This window comes from Sporosarcina sp., assembly GCF_029257255.1.
Taxonomy (GTDB): Bacteria; Bacillota; Bacilli; order Bacillales_A; family Planococcaceae; genus Sporosarcina.
The window spans coordinates 1-21,497 of the sequence record NZ_JARICI010000064.1; the positions used below are offsets into that span (position 1 = coordinate 1).

The window sequence follows — 21,497 nt, forward strand, 5'->3', positions numbered from 1 at the left end:
AGAAGTACGCAGCATGGAGATGGCTAAACAACATGCGTATCTTGCTAAGCAGTTGGAAAGACAAAGTGATTATTTAACCTTTGCTATTATTACAGCTGACGGTACATCTCATTATCTTGACGGAACAACTGCCGATTGAGGCGACCGTCAATACGTTATCGACGCATTTTCTGGACAAACCACAAGCGATGGAAGAGATGTCAACGGGCATTCAAAATGTTGCGGAAATCGCTGCCAGTATTGCCGGCAACTCTGATTATATTTCTGAGAGAGTGAGCGAGCGAAGGACATGTGGCGGCAAAGAGATGGACTGGTAGATATAAACGAAAAAAAGTATCATCAAGTAAAATTCTTGATGACACTTTTTTATAAAGTTTTATCAGAAAAAGGGCAGTTGAACGAAATAGCCGAGAAGAACAAAGATGGTTGTAGAAATTATAATTCCTGGGATAGCGAACAGCATATAGCGCTGCATACTCATTCCGCTCATACCCGAAACATAGCAAACGAAATGACGCATTCCAGGGAGAAAATATCCGATCGTCACCGTCCAGGAACCGTATGCCATAAACCATTTCTCCACCTTCTGCATACGATGGGGGGAAAGAAATAAGTAGTGACCGAATCGCTGGATCAGCGGTTTTCCTACTTTTCTGCCAAGCATATAAGTGAACAAGGTGCCGACCATTACGCCGCAAATTGTAAATAGTATCGCAAAAACAAAATGAAAAGTACCGGCGGATGCTAAATAACCGGCGAAAGTCACGAGGAGTTCGTCAGGCATCGGCAAACCAAAAATACCGAGCGCTAAAAAGATAAATATCGAAAAATATCCATAATGCGCTATATACTCTTGTATATTTTCCATCTTAAAACCTCATCTGCTTAGTATTGCCACTCTCCAATTTTATCACCGACTTGCACTTCTGTAAAAGGCAGATTTATAGGAAGCAGGGACTTTTTGTTTTCGAAGAATAAAATAACTGTAGAGCCAAATGCAAAATGACCAAAATCCTTACCTTTAATGCAGTCCTTAGCGGAATCTGCTATACGGATACTGTTGACATTCAATGCTCCTACTTTGACAATTGCCACACGTCCGAATGAACTCTCGATTTCTGAGATGATACGATAATTTGACGAAAAAAGATCATTTTTGTATTTGATCCCTACATCATTAACAGGATAAGATGCCGTGCCAAGTGCATAGCGATTCAACAGACGTCCTGAAACAGGATAGTGAAAATGATGGTAATGTCTTGGCGACAGATAGAATAGGTAGAAGTAGCCGTTTTCATAGGGCTGTGCTTTTGTTGAGTCGCCAAAAAGTGCTGTCAGACTGTACGCCTGATCTTTTACAATAAACTGCTGCTGTTCATTAACAGGCCCAGCACTGCTTAACACACCGTCAACAGGGGATACAACAGCAGCAGGATCTGGATCTGCCATTCTGCTGTCAGGCTGTAATGAGCGAGTGAAAAAATCATTCAGACTGTTATAAGCATGTATTGGGTGTTCTGCTTCATGATGTTGAATATCATAGAAAGAAGCAAAAGGTTTGATTAGCGGCTTACTTATCCGTGACGTTGTGAACTGTTTTAACATTGAGGAACTGACAGGATGTGATGTCAATTCGACAAAAGATTTAAAAATTTGTTTTTTCATCTTTTCAACCTTTCAAAAAAGGACTATAATAGATTAGTTATATAAGGAGGCGGTAACATGTTTTCATCCAGATCTTTTGATTATACTAAACTAAAATCACAATTGGCTAATATTATTACACTTTTTAATTTAAGTTTAGGAATTATAGCTATTATACTCGTTATGAAAGGTCATGGCCATATGAGTCTGACTTTTATCTTCCTGGCAGCACTTTTTGACCGTTTTGACGGTATGGTCGCTAGACATTATCATGCTGAATCTGAATTTGGTAAAGAGCTGGATTCCCTTAGCGATTTAGTTTCATTCGGCGTTGCTCCGGCCATCTTGATTTACAATGTTGCGTTGTCTCAAACACTGTGGATCGGTTTGTCGGCAGTAATTTTCTACATTCTGGCAGGTGCTGTCCGTTTAGCACGCTATAATGTTGAGGAGTTTGACGGTACATTCTCTGGTCTGCCAATCACTGCTGCCGGTGTGTTGCTAACACTCAGCTATTTTGCTGCACCGTACATCGCATCACAGTATTTTGTGATTTTACTGGCCTTGCTGGCATGGCTGATGGTGAGCCGAATCTGTATTGCTAAAGTTTGATCCTCGCCTTGCAAATGTAAATTTGCAAGGCGTTTTTTAATCTGACAAAACTTTAACTGCCTCCTCAATTCTGTTATGCTTAAGAAAAAGAAGAAGGAGTGGTCGATATGTCAGGACCCGCTTTACGACAGCTTCATTCCCACAGGGCGATTCATGAAGGAGGTCTTTCCGGAGCTATAATGAAAACTGAAGATCTAGTAGAGTTTTTACAGCAGAATGATCTGGAAATGGCCAATAGAGCTTGTGATGAATTACTTGATTATTGGAGGACAAGAGTCATCAGTCACGCAGACGCTGAAGAAGAAGGACTTTACAAAGAAATTCTGACTGAAAATCCGGAACTTGAAAAAGAAATTATTCAGCTGACTCGTGATCATGATTTAATGCGTCTGGCTGTAAAGGATATTGAAACACTACGTGAAGAAGAACAATCTATAACTGCTGAAATGATGCAGAAATTCTATGGACTGATGGTGGTCAATGAACTCCACAGCCGTGAAGAAGAGCGGTTACTCTTTAACTAACAGAAGAAAAAACATGAGTAGGAGGTGGGGATCGTTCGTAACCCATTAGATATACTGGATCAGTATTTTGGCTATTCTGCATTCAGGGAAGGACAGCAGCGGGTCATTGATCAAGTATTGAACGGCGAAGATACTCTTTGCGTAATGCCGACTGGTGGCGGTAAATCAGTTTGTTACCAGGTGCCTGCACTAGCAATGGAAGGCACTGTACTTGTCATCTCACCGCTGATTTCTTTGATGAAAGACCAAGTGGATGCCCTGCATCAGCTGGGAATCCCTGCAGCATATATTAATAGCACCTTATCTTCAGAAGAATATTTTGGCACGATGGATAATGCAAAGGAAGGCATGTATAAACTATTATATGTCGCACCTGAGCGTCTCGAGTCTGAATCATTCCTGAATCAATTACAGAAAATGAATATTCCTTTGATTGCAATCGATGAAGCTCACTGTATTTCCCAATGGGGACATGATTTCCGTCCGAGCTACCGGAATATCCATCGTATTCTAGATTACTTGAACAGCCGGCCAATTATTCTTGCATTGACCGCAACAGCGACACCAGCAGTTCAGGAAGATATTTGCCAGCAATTGCAGGTACCGCCTGAGAGCCGGGTAGTTACCGGTTTTGAGCGAAGCAATTTAGTGTTTTCTGTTGTTAAAGGACAAAATCGTGATCAGTTCGTAAAAGACTATACGCAAAAGAATAAAAATGAATCTGGCATTATTTACGCTGCGACACGGAAAGCGGTAGAACAGGTCTACACAACACTCCAAAAAAACGGCATCGCTGCAGCGAAGTATCATGCCGGACTATCTGATCAAGAACGGCAGATGCAACAAGACCGTTTTATTATGGAAGAAGCGCGTGTCATGGTCGCAACAAATGCTTTCGGCATGGGAATTGATAAATCAAATATTCGTTACGTCATTCATTATCAGATGCCTAAGAACATGGAGAGCTATTATCAGGAAGCAGGCAGAGCGGGCCGTGACGGTCTCGACAGCGACTGCTATCTTTTGTTTTCGTCACAGGATGTGCAGACACAGCGTTTCCTGATTGAACAGTCTCCCGATCCAGCCCGCATATCGAATGAAATTAAAAAGATGCAAGTGATGGTGGATTACTGTCATACAGAAGGCTGTCTTCAAAAGCACATCATCACGTATTTTGGCGAAGATGACGCGGCAGACTGCAAACGCTGCGCCAACTGTACCGATACGCGTGAGCAGTTTGATGTCACAGTTGATACACAAAAAGTTCTTTCCTGCGTTATACGGATGGGGCAGCGATTCGGTAAAACAATGGTTGCGCAAGTGCTAACAGGATCGAAAAATAAAAAGCTGATGGAATTTAATTTTGAAGAACTGTCTACATATGGATTGATGAAAGAACGGAAAGCCAAGGATGTAGCAGATTTCATTGAGTTTTTAATTTCAGAGAATTACTTGCAAGTAGAAAGCGGTCCGTTGCCAATTATCTTCGTGACGGAAGAAGGCAAGGATGTTTTGCTTGGTAAAGTGAAAGTATGGCGCAAAGGCGAGATGGTTACGACGGTTATCGCAAAAGACGATCCGTTGTTCAACGAGCTGCGCTCACTACGTCTGAAGTTAGCACAGGAAGCGGGAGTACCGCCATTTGTTATTTTTTCAGACAAAACGCTGCGCGATATGGTAGCGAAAATGCCTGCTACTGATGAAGATCTGTTAACTGTACAGGGTGTAGGTCAGACTAAATTAGAACGATATGGTGATGTGTTTTTGGAAGTCATCGAATCATTCTCAACACAGCAAGCATAAAAGGAGCCTGACCAATCAATTGTTGATTGGACAGGCTCCTTCTTTTTATTGGGAAGTGACAATCGAACTTGCATCTGTCTGCGAATTCGACTTGTAATTTTTCTTAGCTTCAATTTTACGACAAATCGTGACGAGCATATAAACAACTGGTGTATCCAGCACAGCCACAACAAATTTAAAAATATATTGTGCTACAATCAAACCGAGCAACGCCGTAAATGGCATCGTGCCATAAAATGCAATCGCAATGAAAATGACCGTATCGACGAGCTGGCTAGCCATAGTGGAAGCGTTGTTTCGTATCCATAATTTTTTCTCACCATGTTTTTCTTTCAGCTTGTGGAAAATCGTCACATCCAAGTTCTGACTGATAACATAAGCCGCCAGACTGGCAAGTGTAACGCGGAAGCCCGCTGAAAAGATAGTCTCAAAAGCTTGCTGATCTTCATAAAAAGGCGCAGCGGGCAGATTAATGGCCAACCAGATGAAAAAAGTAGACAGCAGCTGGGCAAATAAACCTGTGAAAACGGTCTTGCGCGCTGCTTCTTTTCCGTATGTTTCCGTCAACACATCTAAAATAGGGTAGGTACATACATAGACAATCGCAGCTGCCGGAAGCACAATCCAGCTTCCGAAGCTGACCAGTTTGACTGCTAGTATATTAGAAAGAATGAGTAAACCGACAAACGTTCCACTTAAATAATATCTCATCGTCTGATCACCGGTTATCCACTTTCTCAGGATAAAGATCGTGCTGGAACAAACGCTGTTCTGCCATCTGTTCAAACTTTGTCCCAGGTTTTCCGTAATTGCAGTACGGATCAATAGAAAGTCCGCCGCGCGGAGTGAACTTACCCCACACCTCGATATAGCGCGGTTCCAATAGATTCACTAAATCCAGCATAATGGAATTGACGCAATCCTCATGGAAATCACCATGATTGCGGAAACTGAACAAATAAAGCTTCAGCGATTTACTCTCGACTAATTTTTGATCCGGAATGAAGCTGATATAGATGGTTGCAAAGTCAGGCTGGCCAGTCTGAGGACACAATGATGTGAACTCCGGGCAATTAAATTTCACGAAGAAATCCCTTTCGTGATGTAAATTGTCAATTGCTTCTAATAAGCCTGGATTATACGAATAATCATAGATTGTGTTCTGATTCCCGAGTAACGTTAAATCCTGCAGTGTTGTTTCATCTCTTCCTGTCATTAAAAAAACCTCCTGATTAATTGGTCAGGGAGGTTCATAGACGGGCTGAATTCATAGACTTATTTTCGCAAAAAAGCTGCTGAAAATAAAAAACGCCATGTCAATGGACATGGCGAAAATTCATCATCCATAGTTTTTTATAGAGGGTCGCTATGAACCTCTCCCGGACGGGTTATTCTTTTCTAAAGAAACATTACTTGATTGTTAGCGTTTTGTCAACAGGCCGAATATCTTTCCGAAGACCGATAATCGTAAAAATCCCGGCAATGAATAGAATACCGCTTGCAACCATAAACGCATGATGGAATTCTAAATTCAGTATGCCGATCGCACTTGAACCAACAACTACGCCGAAAGAAAAGAATGCGTAGAAGAATCCATAAGCTTTTCCGCGCGATTCAGGAACTGTAGAATCGATCAGCAAGGAGTTGATCGAAGGGAACAGTAGGGCGAAACCGGTACCGTAGACAACCATTGCTGTCATCATCAATGACAAAGTATCTACTTGAGATAAGAACAGCATACTTCCGCTCATCAAGAACAGACCAATAGCCAGTGTTAACATCGGACGTGCTTTGTCAAAAATACGATTGACAGGCAGAAGGAAAATCAGCACCGCTACCAAACCGAAGACACTCAACAACATACCAGTTGTTTTCGCATCATACTGCAGATATTCCACTTTCAATGGAAGGACTAAAGCAAGTACACCTTGTGAAAACATCAGGAAGAATGCTCCAAGAAAGGCACGGATAATCCCTGGATGCTTAAAAAACGCCAAAGGTTTCACGGCTTTTTGTGCATCTGTCTTTACTTTTCTCACATATGTAAATGAGCGTAAAAATAGAAAAGCACCGATTGTCAGAAGAACCATGAAGACACCATTGATTGCCATGATCGTAACGACACTTGTTTTGACAGAAACAATTCCGCTGTACGCTGGGCCGAAAATGGCAGCTAACCCAACGAATGCTCCAGAAATTGCAGCATTTCGGCCTCGTTTTGAACGTTCAGAACCGTTAGCAAGAAAAGTGAACGCTGCAGGTATGATGAGACCTTCCGTTAAACCGTGAAGGAATCGAATACCGATCAGTGTAGCAGAGCCTTCGATGAGCGCATAAGAAAACAACGAAAGAGCAGATGCAAAAAGCCCGACAAGTAAGATATAAAATGGGCCTCTTCGATCGGTCAATATGCCAGAAATAATGTTCCCGAAGATGTTTGCAAATGAATAGATCCCAACGGACAAGCCTACAATAAAGGAGGAATCAACAAGTGAACTGGCAAACGGACTGATGACAGGAAGCTGCGAAAATAAATCAAAAAACGAGAAGAACACAATTAAATAGACAAAAAAGCGCATAAAGGATCCCTACTTTACAAATAATTCAACTATCCTCTATTTTAGCATGAATCTAGCGGAAAAGAACGAAAATGCTTAGAGATCAAACATACTGAGACATTTGAAAGTTGGCTGAGCAGTTCGACAAATATATTCACCCTGTCAATTATAGAAGAAAGCGTTTTCTGCTGTATGTAGATAAATATTCGCAATCTTGTAACCTTCACGGTAAAATGAGAAAGGTAAATTAGAAAGCAAAAGGGGATGTGTTGTCTTGAATAATAGAATTCGAGTAGGAATTGCAGGGTACGGTAATCTGGGGCGCGGTGTAGAGTCCGCGATCAGTCAAAATGAAGACATGACGTTGGTAGGAGTATTCACCCGCAGAGAACCTGAGGACGTTCAATTATTGTCTGATCAAGTTCCCGTTCACAAATTAGACCAAATCGAATCATTTAAAGAAGACATCGATGTCCTGATATTATGCGGCGGTTCAAAAAATGACCTGCCTGAACAAGGTCCTGAATTGGCTAAGCACTTTACGACGGTAGACAGTTTCGATACACATGCGAAAATACCGGACTATTTTGCTGCAGTGGATGAATCAGCTCAAGCTGCAGGGAAAACAGCCCTTATTTCAGTCGGCTGGGATCCAGGTCTGTTCTCCATCAATCGCATGATGGGTGAAGCTATTTTGTCTGAAGGAGAAACGTACACGTTCTGGGGCAAAGGGCTTAGTCAGGGGCATTCCGATGCAGTGAGACGGGTGGATGGAGTTAAAGCGGGAGTCCAATACACATTACCGGCTGAAGATGCAATGAACCGGGTTCGTAATGGTGAACAGCCTGAACTTTCCACTAGAGAAAAGCATACAAGAGAATGTTATATAGTTTTGGAAGAAGGAGCAAACGAAGAGCAGGTTCGCGAAACGATTGTGACGATGCCTGATTATTTTGCTGACTATGATACATCTGTAAACTTCATTACAGAAGATGAGCTGCACCGCGACCACGGAAAAATGCCGCACGGTGGATTTGTTATCAGGAGCGGTAAAACGGGTGATGGTATAGATCAAGTGATGGAGTTTTCATTAAAACTGGACAGTAACCCTGAATTTACGTCGAGTGTATTGGTTGCTTATGCGAGAGCTGCCCATAAAATGCAGCAAAAAGGCGATACGGGTGCCAAAACGGTTTATGATGTTGCGCCAGGCTTACTGTCACCGAAATCACCAGCAGAAATACGTAAGGAATTGCTGTAAGAATAATCAAGTGGCATTAAATGAGGAGGATAAAAACTATGAAATTGGATAAAACGTTAGAAATGCTGAAAGATCTGACAGACGCACGCGGAATTCCAGGGAACGAACGGGAAGCACGTGACGCTATGAAAAAACATATCGAACCTTATGCAGATGAAATTGATCATGATGGGCTCGGCTCCTTGATCGCAAGTAAAGCCGGAGATGCAAACGGACCTAAAGTTATGATCGCAGGTCACTTAGATGAAGTTGGATTTATGATCACAAGAATCGATGATAAAGGGTTCATTTACTTCCAGACAGTAGGCGGCTGGTGGTCTCAAGTCATGCTCGCACAGCGCGTGTCCATAGTGACACGTGCAGGAGAAACAATTACAGGAGTCATCGGTTCGAAACCACCGCATATTCTAACACCGGAAGCTCGTAAAAAGCCGGTAGATATTAAAGATATGTTCATTGACGTTGGGGCAGTTTCTAAAGACGAAGTACTTTCTTGGGGAATACTTCCGGGTGACATGGCGGTTCCTTATTTCGAATTCACTGTGATGAAGAATGAAAACTTCTTACTCGCAAAAGCTTGGGATAATCGAATCGGCTGCGCAATCGCAATCGAAGTGATGAAACAACTGAAAAATGAAAAGCATCCGAACATTTTATACAGTGTGGGGGCTATTCAGGAAGAAGTTGGCTTGCGTGGTGCCAAAACGGCTACGAATAAAATTCAGCCCGATATCGGTTTTGCAGTTGATGTAGGCATTGCAGGAGACACACCGGGTGTTACAGCAAAAGAATCAGTCGGTAATATGGGAGAAGGTCCACAAATCCTTCTGTATGACGCATCAATGGTTTCACACAGAGGACTGCGCAATTTTGTAGTGGAAACTGCAGAAGAAATGGGTGTACCTTATCAGTTTGCGACTATGTCTGGCGGCGGAACAGATGCAGGTTCTATTCACTTGAGCGGAACTGGTATTCCTACACTTGCCATCTGTATTCCGACTCGCTATATTCACTCACACGCTGCGATGCTTCACCGTGCGGATTTTGAAAATACGGTGAAACTGATGGTGGAATTAGTAAAACGTCTGGATGCGGATACGGTGAACAAGATTACGTTTGACTAAGGAATGCACGAATGAGCGGTACCAAATCAGGTACCGCTTTTTGAATACAATAAGTTATAAAAATTCATTTGACTTCATAAATATACATATGTATACTAGTTCATACATACTTCAAATGGATGGCAGGGGATTAAGATGACAAACACAAATCAAACGAAATCACTTATAGAAAAAGATAGCCTTAAGGGTCGAGACTTTTTAACATTATTAGATTATTCAAGTGAAGAAATTGCCTATTTACTGCAGCTTGCATATGACATGAAACAAGATACACTGGCTGGCATTAAACCGCCTATTCTGGCAGGAAAAACACTTGGAATGATTTTTGAAAAGCATTCCACACGTACGCGTATTTCATTTGACGTCGGTATGATTCACTTAGGTGGACACGGATTATTTATGAATGCACGTGATTTGCAAATCGGCCGCGGAGAATCTATTTACGACACAGGGCACGTTTTATCTGAATTTTTGGATGGCGTGATGATCCGTGCAAAGTCGCATAAAATGGTGGAAGAGTTGGCAGAGCACACATCTGTTCCAGTCATTAATGGGCTGACAGATATCTTCCATCCATGTCAGGCGATGGCGGATTTATTAACAATTAAAGAAGTGAAAGGCGACTTAAAAGGCCTGAAGCTTTCTTATATTGGAGACGGAAATAACGTAGCACATTCATTGGTTATTGCAGGTGCGCATATGGGAATGCATGTGGCAGTAGCGACACCAGAAGGCTATGAATATAATGCAGGATTGCTTGAGAAAGCGAAGAAAATTGCTGAACAAAACGGCGGCAGTGTGATGGCAACGTATGATCCTGTCGAAGCGTCTTCAGATTCAGACGCAATCTATACGGACGTCTGGACGAGTATGGGGCAGGAAGCGGAGTCAGCAAAACGTTTAATAGATTTCAAGGACTTCCAAATTAACGACCAGCTGGTAGGGCATGCGAAAAAAGACTATGTGTTCTTACACTGTCTGCCGGCTCACCGTGAAGAAGAAGTATCTGCGTCGGTTATTGACGGATCGAATTCTTATGTATTCCAGCAGGCAGGGAACCGACTGCATGCACAAAAAGCAATTTTAGCTTCATTATTATAATCAAACGAATGGCAGACTGCTTACCAACTAGTGTTGGAAGGCAGTCTTTTTGCTCTGCAGAAGAATGCGATTTGCTATACTGGTAACAACCGACTTTGAGGGGGAACCAATTTGTTTACATATTTGTTGGTGTTTTTTGCTGCCGCCGTTCCGGGCATTGAAATCTTAGTGGCGGTTCCGCTTGGTATTGTACGCGGATTGTCGCCGATTGTTGCAATTATTGTAGGGTTTTTAGGTAACGCTTCGACAATCATACTCGAAATTCTTATTTTTCAAAGGCTGAAAACCTGGTGGGACAGCAGAAAGACGAAAGATGTCAATATGCCATCTAAACGCACCGCCAGAGCCGAAAGTATTTGGCAGCGTTATGGAGTGCCTGGACTATCTTTACTTGGACCGATCTTAATCGGTTCTCATCTGGCAGCATTTCTGGCACTTGCATTAGGTTCTTCGAAACAGCAGACTGCAATGTGGCTGTTCATCAGTCTTGCCATCTGGTCAATAATTTACGGTGTACTCACAGTGCTTGGCGTGGACGCATTCTTCTGGACGCGAAAGCAGTTTGAATAAAATTATAATAGAATAGGTAGACAGAATAGTTAAATAATGTGTATACTCAATCTATTAAGGCGGCTCGACATTTTCATAGTAATGCCGATCTGCGCATAGAATACATCCGAGAGTCACTCCATCAACTGCGCAAATACTCTTTTTGTGAATTTTGCAGGACAAGTAATTGATCATTTGTTTAGACGATGGATTGATGTTATTCACTTTTACCAAAGAGGAGCGGATGGATATGATGCAGACACCACTTATTTTATCTTCGTTTATTACGAGGGCAGAACGATTTTTCCCAAATAAAATGGTGATTTCGCGGACAAGCGAAGAGACGATTCAGAGGTTTACCTACAAAGAATGGGCGAAGAGAACGCGCAAACTTTCAAATGTTTTGACTGAGCTCGGTATGGAGAAAGGTACAAAGGTCGGTACATTTGCCTGGAACCATCATCGCCATTTAGAAGCGTATTTTGCAGTACCTTGTACCGGCGCTATTCTTCATATGATTAATATTCGACTGTCTCCTGAACATATCTTGTATATTATCAATCATGCAGAAGATGAAATCTTATTGGTCGATGAAGAATTCTTCCCGCATTTAGAGAAAATGGCTCCATTTCTTAAAACAGTCAAGCATTTTGTCATTATGAGTGATAGTAAAGAACTGCCCGAGACTACGCTTCAGAACGTGCATTCTTATGAAGCTCTGCTTGAACAAGCTTCTGATGAATACGATTATCCGGAAGACCTGGATGAGAATACTCCGGCCGGTCTGTGCTACACATCTGCAACAACTGGGCAACCAAAAGGAATCATTTATACGCACCGTGGTTTAGTTTTGCATAGCTATGCACTAGGTCTTTCCGATGCAATGGGAATACGTGAGCGTGACATTGCCATGTCCGTTGTGCCGATGTTCCATGTCAATGCATGGGGAATGCCGTTTGCCGGAGTATTCTTCGGTACCTCGCAAGTTTTGCCTGGTCCCGGATTCAATCCAAGTGTACTGCTTGATCTAATTGAATCAGAAAAAGTGACGATTACTGCAGGTGTGCCGACGATATGGCTCGCTGTGTTAAAGGAGTTACAGCAAAAACCACGCGATATTTCTTCATTGAGAGGTATTGTCTGCGGTGGATCTGCTTCTCCTAAAGGTTTGATCCGTGCTTTCGAGGAACAGTATAAGATACCGTTTATCGTGGGCTACGGGATGACGGAAACGACTCCACTTGTCAGTATGTCAGTTCTGACTTCCGCGATGGATGACCTGACGATAGATGAGCGGATCGAAATGCGTGCAACACAGGGTCTGACTATGCCTGGGCTTGATACACGCGTAGTCAATGAAAACGGAGAAGTGCCTTGGGACGGTGAAACGATGGGTGAACTCACTGTTAAAGGCCCTTGGATTGCCAGTGAATATTATAAAGATGAGCGTACAGAAGAGGCGTTTAAAGACGGATGGCTTTATACAGGGGACATTGCTGTGATGACACCGGACGGCTATCTGAAATTGACAGACCGTACGAAAGATCTGATCAAGAGCGGAGGAGAATGGATCTCGTCAGTGGATCTTGAAAACGCTCTTATGACACACGAGTCTGTCTATGAGGCAGCAGTTATTGCTGTGCCACATGAAAAGTGGATGGAACGACCATTAGCCTGTGTCGTTCTGAAAGAAAATGTAGTGGATGATGACAGTAAAAAAGAAGAGCTCAAAGAATACCTAAAAGGGCAATTTGCGAGCTGGTGGGTTCCGGATGAAATTTTATTCGTCAAAGAAATCCCTAAAACATCTGTCGGCAAGTTCTTGAAAGCCGCACTCCGTGATCAGCTGCAAGATCATTATGCAGTAAAATAACAGAGATAGAAAAAATCCCCCGCTTTTTATAATAGTGGGGGATTTTTTTATGGTAGTTACTGTGCCTGAGCAAAAGCGTGGGATAATTCATTGGTCATTTGCTCTTTTTCTTTTTCGTCTGCACGCTGCCAAAGCTGTTCGAAGAATACACCAAGGCCAGGAAGTAAGTGCTCTTCTCCTCGCTGAATGGCGTCATCAATGACACTTCGCACATCCGATGAACTATTGTCGGTCATATTGGCTGCAATGGCATCTCTTATCTGAAAATTCATATGATCATCCTCCTGTTTTTATCTTTTCCCCTGCAGTCGCTAAATATACGTTCATTTGGTACACTATAATAAAAAAGGATGTACTGCCTCTTGAATAAACGTATAGAATCCACACAAAACTCGTTAGTGAAACATTGGAAAAAACTTGTGACCATCAGAAAAGAGCGGGATCAGACAAAAGAATTTCTTGTAGAAGGCTTCCATCTGGTAGAAGAAGCGTTAATACGACAAGACACGGTCATTCAGCTTTTGGTTAGAGAAGATATTGAAATTCCTGCTCATTGGACTGCTCCTGTGATTGAAATTACAGCCGCAGTTGCAAAAGAAATTTCTGAAACTGAGCAGACACAGGGCGTATTTGCTTATTGCAAACAGCCTCAATATGAAGAAACGGCTCAAGACAACTGGAAAAAACTATTACTTATTGATGCTGTTCAGGATCCCGGTAATATCGGAACGATGATTCGTACAGCCGACGCTGCGGGACTTGACGGAGTAATTCTTGGAAAAGGCTGTGCGGATCCTTATAATCCGAAGACTGTACGTTCTGCCCAAGGTTCTCATTTCCACATCCCAGTTATTCGCGCAGAACTCTCATCTTGGATTGACCGTTTAAAAAACAATAAAATTACTATTATTGGAACAGGGCTGCAAAATGCCGTGTCTCTTAACGAATTAAAACCGCAATCCGATTTTGCAGTGCTGGTCGGTAACGAAGGAAGCGGCGTGGATGCTGAACTACTTTCTACCGCCGACCAAGTCGTAAAGATCCCACTTTACGGACAGGCAGAATCGCTGAATGTTGCGGTTGCGACGGGAATTTTACTCTATTCGCTTCGTGCCGAGTGACTTGACTGTTGAAGGCTATAAACGATTACGTTATACTATGAGATGAATCAATTAAAAAGCAACGACCGAGAATAGTACGTGGCAAAACACGTTTACAGGAATTTTACACCTCGACTGAAAGTGTAAAGAGCGGAGTTCCATCGAATTCACCTCGCGAGCTGCACGCCAGGACCAGCAATGTAAAGGCGTGCCGGCAAAGGACCGTTATTCCAATTCAAGTGATTTTGCATCATATTTTCAAGATGCAAACTAATCAGGGTGGTACCGCGAAATCGACCTCGTCCCTTTTATAGGGGCGAGTTTTTTGTTTTTCAAAACAATTTATGCAAACCACCACTGAATTCAAGAGAGGAGCTATTGAATATGAAAGAGCAACTGCATGAACTGAAGGAACAAGTCATGACAAAAATCAAAGAATCAAACACAGTCAAAGAGCTGAATGACGTACGAGTAGCTTATTTGGGCAAAAAAGGTCCCATCACAGACCTGCTAAAAGGCATGGGTAAACTCCCGGCAGAAGAACGTCCAAAAATGGGTGCTCTCGTTAACGAAATCCGTGAAAGCGTGACGGAAATTCTTGAAGAGCGCAAAGAAATACTTGAGCAACAGGCTATTCAGGAACAGCTCGAAAAAGAATCTATTGATGTGACACTGCCAGGCCGTCCAGTAGAACTTGGAAATCATCATCCACTGACACGCGTCGTAGAAGAAATCGAAGACTTTTTCATCAGCATGGGCTACGAAATAGCTGAAGGACCGGAAGTTGAAAAAGACTACTATAACTTTGAAGCCTTAAATCTCCCGAAAGGTCACCCGGCGCGTGATATGCAGGATTCCTTCTATATTACAGAGGACATTTTATTGCGTACGCACACATCTCCAGTACAGGCACGCACGATGGAAGCCAAAGAAGGCGCTGCTATTAAGATTATCTGTCCAGGTAAAGTGTATCGACGTGACTCGGATGACGCGACACACTCCCACCAATTTACACAGATCGAAGGATTGGTCGTCGGCGAAAATATTCGCATGAGTGACTTAAAAGGAACGCTTGATTTATTGGCGAAGAAATTATTCGGTGCAGATCGTGAAATTCGTTTGCGTCCGAGCTTTTTCCCATTCACTGAGCCGTCTGTGGAAATGGATATTTCTTGTTTCAAATGCGGCGGATCTGGCTGTAATGTATGTAAGAAAACAGGATGGATTGAAATCTTGGGAGCAGGAATGGTGCATCCGAATGTGCTTGAGATGGCTGGCTATAATCCAGAAGAAGTTACAGGTTTCGCTTTCGGCATGGGGCCAGAGCGAATCGCAATGTTAAAATACGGAGTGGAAGATATACGTCATTTCTATACAAATGACATTCGTTTTATTTCTCAATTCCACCGGGCAGAGGCGTAAGGAGGCGTACTGATGTTAGTATCAACAAATTGGTTAAGTAACTATGTAGACTGGAATGAACTCAGCGCAGCAGAATTGGCAGAAAAGATTACGCGCGCGGGGATTGAAGTGGACGGCATTATCGACCGTTCATTCGGTATGGAAAATGTAGTCATCGGTTATGTAACAGACTGTGTCAAGCATCCGGAAGCAGACAAACTGCATATTTGTCAGGTGGATGTAGGCGAAGAAGTTACGCAGATCATTTGCGGCGCTCCAAATATCGCAAAAGGTCAGAAAGTAATCGTAGCGCGTCCGGGAGCAGTATTACCTGGAGGCATGAAAATTAAGAAAGCCAAACTTCGTGGTGAAGAGTCAAATGGAATGATCTGTTCATTACAGGAGCTTGGTATTGAAGGGAAACTTGTGCCGAAAGCATACGCAGAAGGAATTTATGTATTGCCGGCTGATGCTCCGGCAGGCGAAAGTGCATTATCGCATCTTGGATTATATGACAAAGTATTGGAATTTGATCTGACTCCTAACCGCTCTGATGCGCTCAGTATGCTGGGGGTTGCGTATGAAGTTGGTGCGATTCTAACGAAAGACGTAAAGCTGCCATCCATTTCCTATGAAGAGTCTTCTGAAAAAGCTCAGGACTATTTGAAGTTAACAGTTGAAGCCGCTAAAGATAATCCAATGTACGTCGCAAAAGTCGTGAAGAATGTTAAAGTGGCTGAATCTCCTCAATGGCTGCAAAATACGTTGATGTCTGCAGGCATTCGTCCGCATAATAATATCGTTGACGTAACGAACTATGTATTAATGGAATACGGTCAGCCACTTCACGCGTTTGACTATGACCGTCTTGCGACAAAAGAAATTGTTGTACGTCATGCAAATGAAGGCGAGAAAATGGTGACGCTAGATCAAGCTGAACGCACATTGAAAAGTAATCAGCTCGTCATCACCAATGGCAAAGAACCGGTTGCACTCGCGGGTGTAATGGGTGGAGCGAATTCTGAAGTGCATGAAGGAACTGTGACTGTCGTCATTGAGTCGGCTTATTTCGCACCGGGTTCTGTGCGTCAGACGTCAAGAGAAATTGGATTGCGCAGTGACGCGAGTGCTCGTTTTGAAAAAGGTGTAGATCCAAACCGTGTAGCAGAAGCCGCTGAACGTGCAGCGCAGCTAATGGCTGAGCTGGCTGGCGGGGAAGTACTTGGAGGTTCTGTAGTATTTGATGAACTGGATAAAACTTCTGAAAAAATCATTTTGTCACCGGATTACGTCAATAATCGTTTGGGAATGAAGATTCCAATGGATGAAATGAAATCCATCATGGATCGTCTGAAAATCCCGACTGAAGCAATCAATGGCCAACTCGTGATGGAGATTCCGACGCGACGTCAGGATCTGCGAATTAAAGAAGATATAATTGAGGAAATCGCACGGCTTTACGGATATGATGAAATTCCTAAAACATTGCCGGTTGTAGAAAGTACGCCAGGAGGATTAACACCTTATCAAGCGAAGCGCCGGATTGTCCGCAGATACTTGGAAGCTGCAGGTCTTTCTCAGGCTCTGACATATTCATTGGCTTCACCGAAAGATGCACAGGCGTTTGCTCTTGAAACCGCTCCTGTGACTGAATTGCTAATGCCAATGAGTGAAGAGCGTAGTGTACTTCGTCAAAGTCTAATTCCTCACTTGCTAGATGCAGCTTCGTATAACGTTGCGCGCCGTAATGAATCGGTTGCCTTGTATGAAACAGGATCTGTTTTCTTAGGTATTGAAGAAGACGGACTGCCGAAAGAAGTAGAGCATGTTGCGGCAGTTCTGACGGGTAAATGGGTTCACCATGCATGGCAGGCTGAAACAAAAAAAGTAGATTTCTTCGTTATGAAAGGGATTGTAGAGGGGCTGTTCGAACAGCTTGGACTGCTAGACCGCATCCAGTTTACCAAAGCTTCTGTAGAAGGCTTACATCCTGGGCGTACTGCAACCGTATGGCTTGGTGACCAGGCAGTAGGTATGCTCGGACAAGTTCACCCGACAGTTCAAAATCAACGTGATCTTCAGGAAACGTATGTGATGGAATTGAACTTGCGCGTAATTATGGAAACTGAAGCAGGCGAACTGTTCTACGAGCAAGTGCCTCGCTACCCATCCATGTCACGAGATATTGCATTAGTAGTAGACCGCAATACATCCGCAGCCAACCTTCAGGCGATTATCCAGCAAGCAGGAGGAAAGTTACTGAAAAATGTTCAGCTGTTTGATTTGTATGAAGGTAAAAATGTTGAAGAGGGTAAGAAGTCTTTAGCATTCTCGTTGACATACTTCGATCCAGAACGCACATTGACGGATGATGAAGTTGTGAATGTACACAATAAGGTACTGGATGCATTAACGGTTCAGGCAAATGCGCAACTTAGATCGTAAATTAATTAGATAGACCGTAGTTCACAATAGAAGTTACCTGTTCAGTTGAGTGGTATAAAAGTTGAAATAACAAGCGGGAAAATTGAATTAGAAAATCAAATGGCACTGCATTTAGCAGTGCCATTTGATTGTTAAAAAGGACTTTTGGAATAAGTTTGGTATCATTAGATTGAGAATATATTCAATTAACGGCCATTTTCTTGAAGGTTAAGGACATCATTCTTGATAATGAGTAGCAGGTCGTGGTGCCTGTCCCCATGTCCCCAATTTATTTAGGTGAAAGTAAAACATATTACAGATCATGTGAAAGAAGGGGAATAAATGAAAAATGTGTTTATAAAAATAACATTATTGTTTATTACAGTAACAATGCTAATGATTCCTGTTATGAGTAGTGGAGTAGTAAAGGCACAAGAAATAAATGATTTAACTGAGACGCAAGAAAAGCAAATAGAAAAAGTCATAACGGAAAATATGAGTAAGGGAAAGATCCCGGGATTATCTATAACGATAGTGAAAGATGATAAAACTGTTTATCAAAAAGGATTTGGCTATTCAAATCTAGATGAAGAAAAACCAGTCACTTCTCAGTCTTTATTTGAATTAGCATCTAATAGTAAAGCTTTTACTGCATTAGCTATTTTAAGTTTAGTAGAAAGTGGACAAATAGGGCTTAGCGATAATGTAACTACCTATATACCTTGGCTAAAAGTAAAATATAAAGGAAAGGAAATACCAATAACGATTGAGCAAGTGCTACATCAAACAACTGGAATCCCCGCCTCTACTATAAATATGATTCCCGTTTCTAATGAAGATAGCGCGCTGGAAGAAACAGTCAGAACCTTAATTGGAATAGAACTAGATAGTGAACCTGGTAAGATGTTTCAATATGCGACAATAAATTACGATATCTTAGGATTAATTATTGAACAGGTAACAGGTGATACATACGAATACTTCATGGAAGAAACCATTTTAAAACCACTGGAATTAAATAATACGTACCTATTTCGAAATGAAGAAATAAACAATCGAATGACTAATGGATATAAAATAGGGTTTTTAAAACCACAACGATATGAAGCACCAATATATAGGGGAAACAAACCAGCTGGATATATTATATCCAGCGGGGAGGATATGGCGAAATGGCTTAAAATTCAAATGGGTACAGTGAGTGAAGTTGATTTTGTTAAAAAAATCGTAAAAAATACTCATCAGGCTGATCGTGCTGTTGATGCAGTAGGTACTGAAGTATTCTATGCTGGCGGCTGGTTCCTTGAACCGAATGAACAGGTCACTCATGATGGAATGAATCCAAACTATTCTTCTTATGTAACATTCAGTAACAAAGAAAAAATTGGAGTTGCCGTATTAGGTAATTTAAATTCAAATCAAGTACAAAATATAGGGGTAGGAATTAAAGAAATATTACAGGGAGATGTTGTTAGTAGTGACACAGAAGATACGAATCAATATATAGATAAGTTGGCACTTAGTATCATACTTGTTTTAAGCATCTTAATGGTAGTTGTTTTAATTTTAATCTTAAGGATTTTAATAAAGATATATAGAAAGCAATTATCTTTTAAATATAATGGTATAAAAAGCATTGTTACACTGACATTGTCTTTATTGTTTATGTTGGGGTTAAGTTATTTTATCTATTTAATACCAAGCCTTTTACTCAATGGTTACTCATGGGAAACTGTGTTTGTTTGGAGCCCTAATAGTGTTCAGGTGGCATTGTATTCATTATATATAATTGTATGGCTTATCTATATATTCTTTATACTGAAAGTCCATGTTAAAAAGGAAAAGGTTTTCAGTTATCGGGCGCTTTAACGGCACAAGGTCACTGAAACAATCAAGTCTTTCCAAGGGAAACCATTTACTTGAATTTATTAGAACTAAAAATCAACATTCAACTTGGCGCGTTAGTAAGACCAGGTTAAATGTTGATTTTATAATCATTACTTTTTATATACCAGCTTCAACGCTTTTTGTGTATTGGCGAAATGGACTTTCGTGATGGACTGTAAAAAAGGTTCACCTTTTTTACGGATGATCTGGCAGGCGATCTGATCAACTTTCGGCCCTGCACCTTTAGGGAGAGTCATACCTGCTTTAGCACTCAGCTGATCCATTTGTTCTAAAAAGGCCACACGAGCTAAAATAGAAGCGGTCGCTACTGATACATGCAGATTCTCGGCTTTTGTTGAAAACAGTACTTTTTCTTGCACAATTGCAGGTTCATTCTTCAAGTGATTATAATACACTTTTCTTTCAGCAAACTGGTCAATCAAGATATATTCAGGATACTCTGGTTGCATTTGTGTAAGAACATCCTGAATCGCCTGGTTGTGCAGGACAGCTTTCATCTTACCTTGTGACCACCCTTTACTTTGGATTTCATTGTACTTGGCATTATCCAAAGTCAACACACAGTGTGGAACGACTTGTTTCAAATCCTCAGCAATTTGCTGCATATAGCTGTCAGTCAGCTGCTTCGAATCCTTTACTCCGAGTTCACGTACCAGCTCAATCTTTTCATCGCTTACATAACAGGCGGCTACTGTTATGGGGCCGAAAAAGTCCCCGGTTCCTGTTTCATCTGATCCAAGTACAGACATAGTAGCAAAGTTTTCTGGCAAGATATCTCCTTTCGCTCCTGTACTTTTCGTTTTGGCGACAGCCGGTGTTGAAGTTCCACTCCATCGTGCAGCTTCGCGATCCGCGCCGCCCCCTTGGAATAACACTTTGCCTGAGCGATAGGCAGTGATGGATGTATCAGCTGTTTTGGCTGCAAAAATTACACCTGGCGCATTGCGGGTGATTTTGCTGCCTTCATAATAATTCAGCACTTTTGGCATTTCTTTTTCTGTAAACACAATGACTTGGTTACCCACTGGATTTATCACTCACTTCCTGAATGGTGTTATTTATTAGTATACCTGAAAAACATCTGTATAATGAATGACTGTATTTAAAACTGCCTAGAATGTCATTATGAGGCATAATTGATTCACAACCAATTGTTTTTCATGGTATGATTATGAACAGGGTTTTTTAGGGGAGGGCGGAATAGTGGCAGACAAAGAAAAGGCAAGAGTGGCAGTTGAAATTTATGGACAAACCTATACAATTATTGGCACAGAGTCGTCTGGCCATGTACGTCATGTAGCCTCGCTTGTCGATGATAGAATGCGGGAAATCAGTAAACGCAATCCATACTTAGACAGTACAAAAATCGCTGTATTAACAACAGTTAATAGTGTACATGACTACTTAAAATTAGAAGAAAAAGTGCAAGAATTAGAAGAAGAAGTGAAAAAGTTGAAGGGTTGAGAGGCTAAATATGATTGATTTACTGATAATTATCTTATTGGTCGGCGGTTTGATTACAGGTTTCCGGCGCGGACTGATCGTACAGCTCATTCATATGTTTGGGTTGATCGTGTCCATAATCGTTGCCTATATGTATTACAAGCCGCTGGCA

Annotated in this window: 22 protein-coding genes, 1 riboswitch and 1 other annotated feature; of the genes, 15 read left to right on the top strand and 7 right to left on the bottom strand. The window is 41.9% G+C overall.

All coding sequences use genetic code 11. The features are described from left to right. The first annotated feature begins 80 nt into the window (after positions 1-80). Positions 81-317, top strand: a complete 237-nt coding sequence (locus Q1J64_RS12680) for a hypothetical protein (protein WP_301109448.1) — start codon at positions 81-83, stop codon at positions 315-317. Positions 318-379: 62 nt separating this feature from the next. On the opposite strand, the gene Q1J64_RS12685 is transcribed toward Q1J64_RS12680, so the two are convergent. Together Q1J64_RS12685 and asd are read right to left on the bottom strand one after the other, a co-directional pair. After that, complete coding sequence (locus Q1J64_RS12685) at positions 380-868, bottom strand: DedA family protein (protein ID WP_301109449.1); 489 nt, start codon at positions 866-868, stop codon at positions 380-382. A 17-nt stretch (positions 869-885) separates the two neighbouring features. Beyond that, the gene (gene asd, locus Q1J64_RS12690; protein WP_301109450.1) at positions 886-1,665 is read right to left on the bottom strand and encodes an archaetidylserine decarboxylase; all 780 of its coding nucleotides are present in this window, start codon (positions 1,663-1,665) and stop codon (positions 886-888) included. Between the two features lie 57 nt (positions 1,666-1,722). Here asd and pssA point away from each other — a divergent pair, with 57 nt between their 5' ends. The 3 genes from pssA (at position 1,723) to recQ (ending at position 4,583) form a co-directional block, all read left to right on the top strand. Continuing rightward, positions 1,723-2,256 (top strand): CDP-diacylglycerol--serine O-phosphatidyltransferase, encoded by a 534-nt coding sequence (pssA, locus tag Q1J64_RS12695; protein ID WP_301109451.1) that lies wholly within the window; start codon positions 1,723-1,725, stop codon positions 2,254-2,256. Between the two features lie 107 nt (positions 2,257-2,363). After that, entirely contained in the window at positions 2,364-2,780 is a 417-nt protein-coding gene (locus Q1J64_RS12700; RefSeq protein ID WP_301109452.1) for a hemerythrin domain-containing protein, read from the top strand. A gap of 30 nt (positions 2,781-2,810) precedes the next feature. Next, positions 2,811-4,583 carry a DNA helicase RecQ gene (gene recQ, locus Q1J64_RS12705; protein WP_367183448.1) on the top strand — a complete coding sequence of 591 codons (1,773 nt, stop codon included), beginning with the start codon at positions 2,811-2,813 and terminating at the stop codon, positions 4,581-4,583. Between the two features lie 45 nt (positions 4,584-4,628). Here recQ and Q1J64_RS12710 read toward each other — a convergent pair whose 3' ends face one another. The 3 genes from Q1J64_RS12710 to Q1J64_RS12720 all read right to left on the bottom strand — a co-directional run bounded on the left by Q1J64_RS12710 (position 4,629) and on the right by Q1J64_RS12720 (position 7,162). Next, entirely contained in the window at positions 4,629-5,294 is a 666-nt protein-coding gene (locus Q1J64_RS12710; protein ID WP_301109453.1) for a queuosine precursor transporter, read from the bottom strand. A 7-nt stretch (positions 5,295-5,301) separates the two neighbouring features. After that, positions 5,302-5,799, bottom strand: a complete 498-nt coding sequence (queF, locus tag Q1J64_RS12715; protein ID WP_301109454.1) for a preQ(1) synthase — start codon at positions 5,797-5,799, stop codon at positions 5,302-5,304. Positions 5,800-5,922: 123 nt separating this feature from the next. Next, a riboswitch (PreQ1 riboswitch) is annotated at positions 5,923-5,966 on the bottom strand. A 26-nt stretch (positions 5,967-5,992) separates the two neighbouring features. Then, complete coding sequence (locus Q1J64_RS12720; protein ID WP_301109455.1) at positions 5,993-7,162, bottom strand: MFS transporter; 1,170 nt, start codon at positions 7,160-7,162, stop codon at positions 5,993-5,995. A gap of 253 nt (positions 7,163-7,415) precedes the next feature. On the opposite strand from Q1J64_RS12720, the gene Q1J64_RS12725 reads away from it, so the two are divergent. The 5 genes from Q1J64_RS12725 to Q1J64_RS12745 all read left to right on the top strand — a co-directional run bounded on the left by Q1J64_RS12725 (position 7,416) and on the right by Q1J64_RS12745 (position 13,049). Next, positions 7,416-8,402, top strand: coding sequence for a diaminopimelate dehydrogenase (locus Q1J64_RS12725; protein WP_301109456.1), 987 nt, complete (start codon positions 7,416-7,418; stop codon positions 8,400-8,402). Positions 8,403-8,440: 38 nt separating this feature from the next. Beyond that, entirely contained in the window at positions 8,441-9,526 is a 1,086-nt protein-coding gene (locus Q1J64_RS12730) for a M42 family metallopeptidase (RefSeq protein ID WP_301109457.1), read from the top strand. Positions 9,527-9,661: 135 nt separating this feature from the next. Further along, positions 9,662-10,627 carry an ornithine carbamoyltransferase gene (gene argF, locus Q1J64_RS12735; RefSeq protein ID WP_301109458.1) on the top strand — a complete coding sequence of 322 codons (966 nt, stop codon included), beginning with the start codon at positions 9,662-9,664 and terminating at the stop codon, positions 10,625-10,627. A 111-nt stretch (positions 10,628-10,738) separates the two neighbouring features. After that, entirely contained in the window at positions 10,739-11,197 is a 459-nt protein-coding gene (locus Q1J64_RS12740) for a small multi-drug export protein (protein ID WP_301109459.1), read from the top strand. 229 nt (positions 11,198-11,426) lie between these two features. Further along, complete coding sequence (locus tag Q1J64_RS12745) at positions 11,427-13,049, top strand: long-chain fatty acid--CoA ligase (RefSeq protein WP_301109460.1); 1,623 nt, start codon at positions 11,427-11,429, stop codon at positions 13,047-13,049. Between the two features lie 56 nt (positions 13,050-13,105). Here the strand turns inward: Q1J64_RS12745 and sspI are convergent, their stop codons facing one another. Further along, complete coding sequence (sspI, locus tag Q1J64_RS12750) at positions 13,106-13,321, bottom strand: small acid-soluble spore protein SspI (protein WP_301109461.1); 216 nt, start codon at positions 13,319-13,321, stop codon at positions 13,106-13,108. Between the two features lie 78 nt (positions 13,322-13,399). Here sspI and Q1J64_RS12755 point away from each other — a divergent pair, with 78 nt between their 5' ends. The 4 genes from Q1J64_RS12755 (at position 13,400) to Q1J64_RS12770 (ending at position 19,843) form a co-directional block, all read left to right on the top strand. Beyond that, complete coding sequence (locus Q1J64_RS12755; protein WP_301109462.1) at positions 13,400-14,170, top strand: TrmH family RNA methyltransferase; 771 nt, start codon at positions 13,400-13,402, stop codon at positions 14,168-14,170. Between the two features lie 52 nt (positions 14,171-14,222). After that, positions 14,223-14,459: a binding site (T-box leader), on the top strand. Between the two features lie 74 nt (positions 14,460-14,533). Further along, positions 14,534-15,571, top strand: coding sequence for a phenylalanine--tRNA ligase subunit alpha (pheS, locus tag Q1J64_RS12760; RefSeq protein ID WP_301109463.1), 1,038 nt, complete (start codon positions 14,534-14,536; stop codon positions 15,569-15,571). Between the two features lie 12 nt (positions 15,572-15,583). After that, positions 15,584-17,995, top strand: a complete 2,412-nt coding sequence (gene pheT, locus Q1J64_RS12765) for a phenylalanine--tRNA ligase subunit beta (RefSeq protein WP_301109464.1) — start codon at positions 15,584-15,586, stop codon at positions 17,993-17,995. Positions 17,996-18,316: 321 nt separating this feature from the next. Then, positions 18,317-19,843 (top strand): serine hydrolase domain-containing protein, encoded by a 1,527-nt coding sequence (locus Q1J64_RS12770; RefSeq protein ID WP_301109465.1) that lies wholly within the window; start codon positions 18,317-18,319, stop codon positions 19,841-19,843. 128 nt (positions 19,844-19,971) lie between these two features. Here Q1J64_RS12770 and rnhC read toward each other — a convergent pair whose 3' ends face one another. Next, positions 19,972-20,907 carry a ribonuclease HIII gene (gene rnhC / locus Q1J64_RS12775; protein ID WP_301109466.1) on the bottom strand — a complete coding sequence of 312 codons (936 nt, stop codon included), beginning with the start codon at positions 20,905-20,907 and terminating at the stop codon, positions 19,972-19,974. Between the two features lie 178 nt (positions 20,908-21,085). On the opposite strand from rnhC, the gene zapA reads away from it, so the two are divergent. Both zapA and Q1J64_RS12785 read left to right on the top strand, forming a co-directional pair. Next, entirely contained in the window at positions 21,086-21,346 is a 261-nt protein-coding gene (zapA, locus tag Q1J64_RS12780) for a cell division protein ZapA (RefSeq protein ID WP_301109467.1), read from the top strand. Between the two features lie 10 nt (positions 21,347-21,356). Then, positions 21,357-21,497: CvpA family protein (locus tag Q1J64_RS12785; protein ID WP_301109468.1), on the top strand; the 141-nt coding region annotated here is incomplete at its 3' end.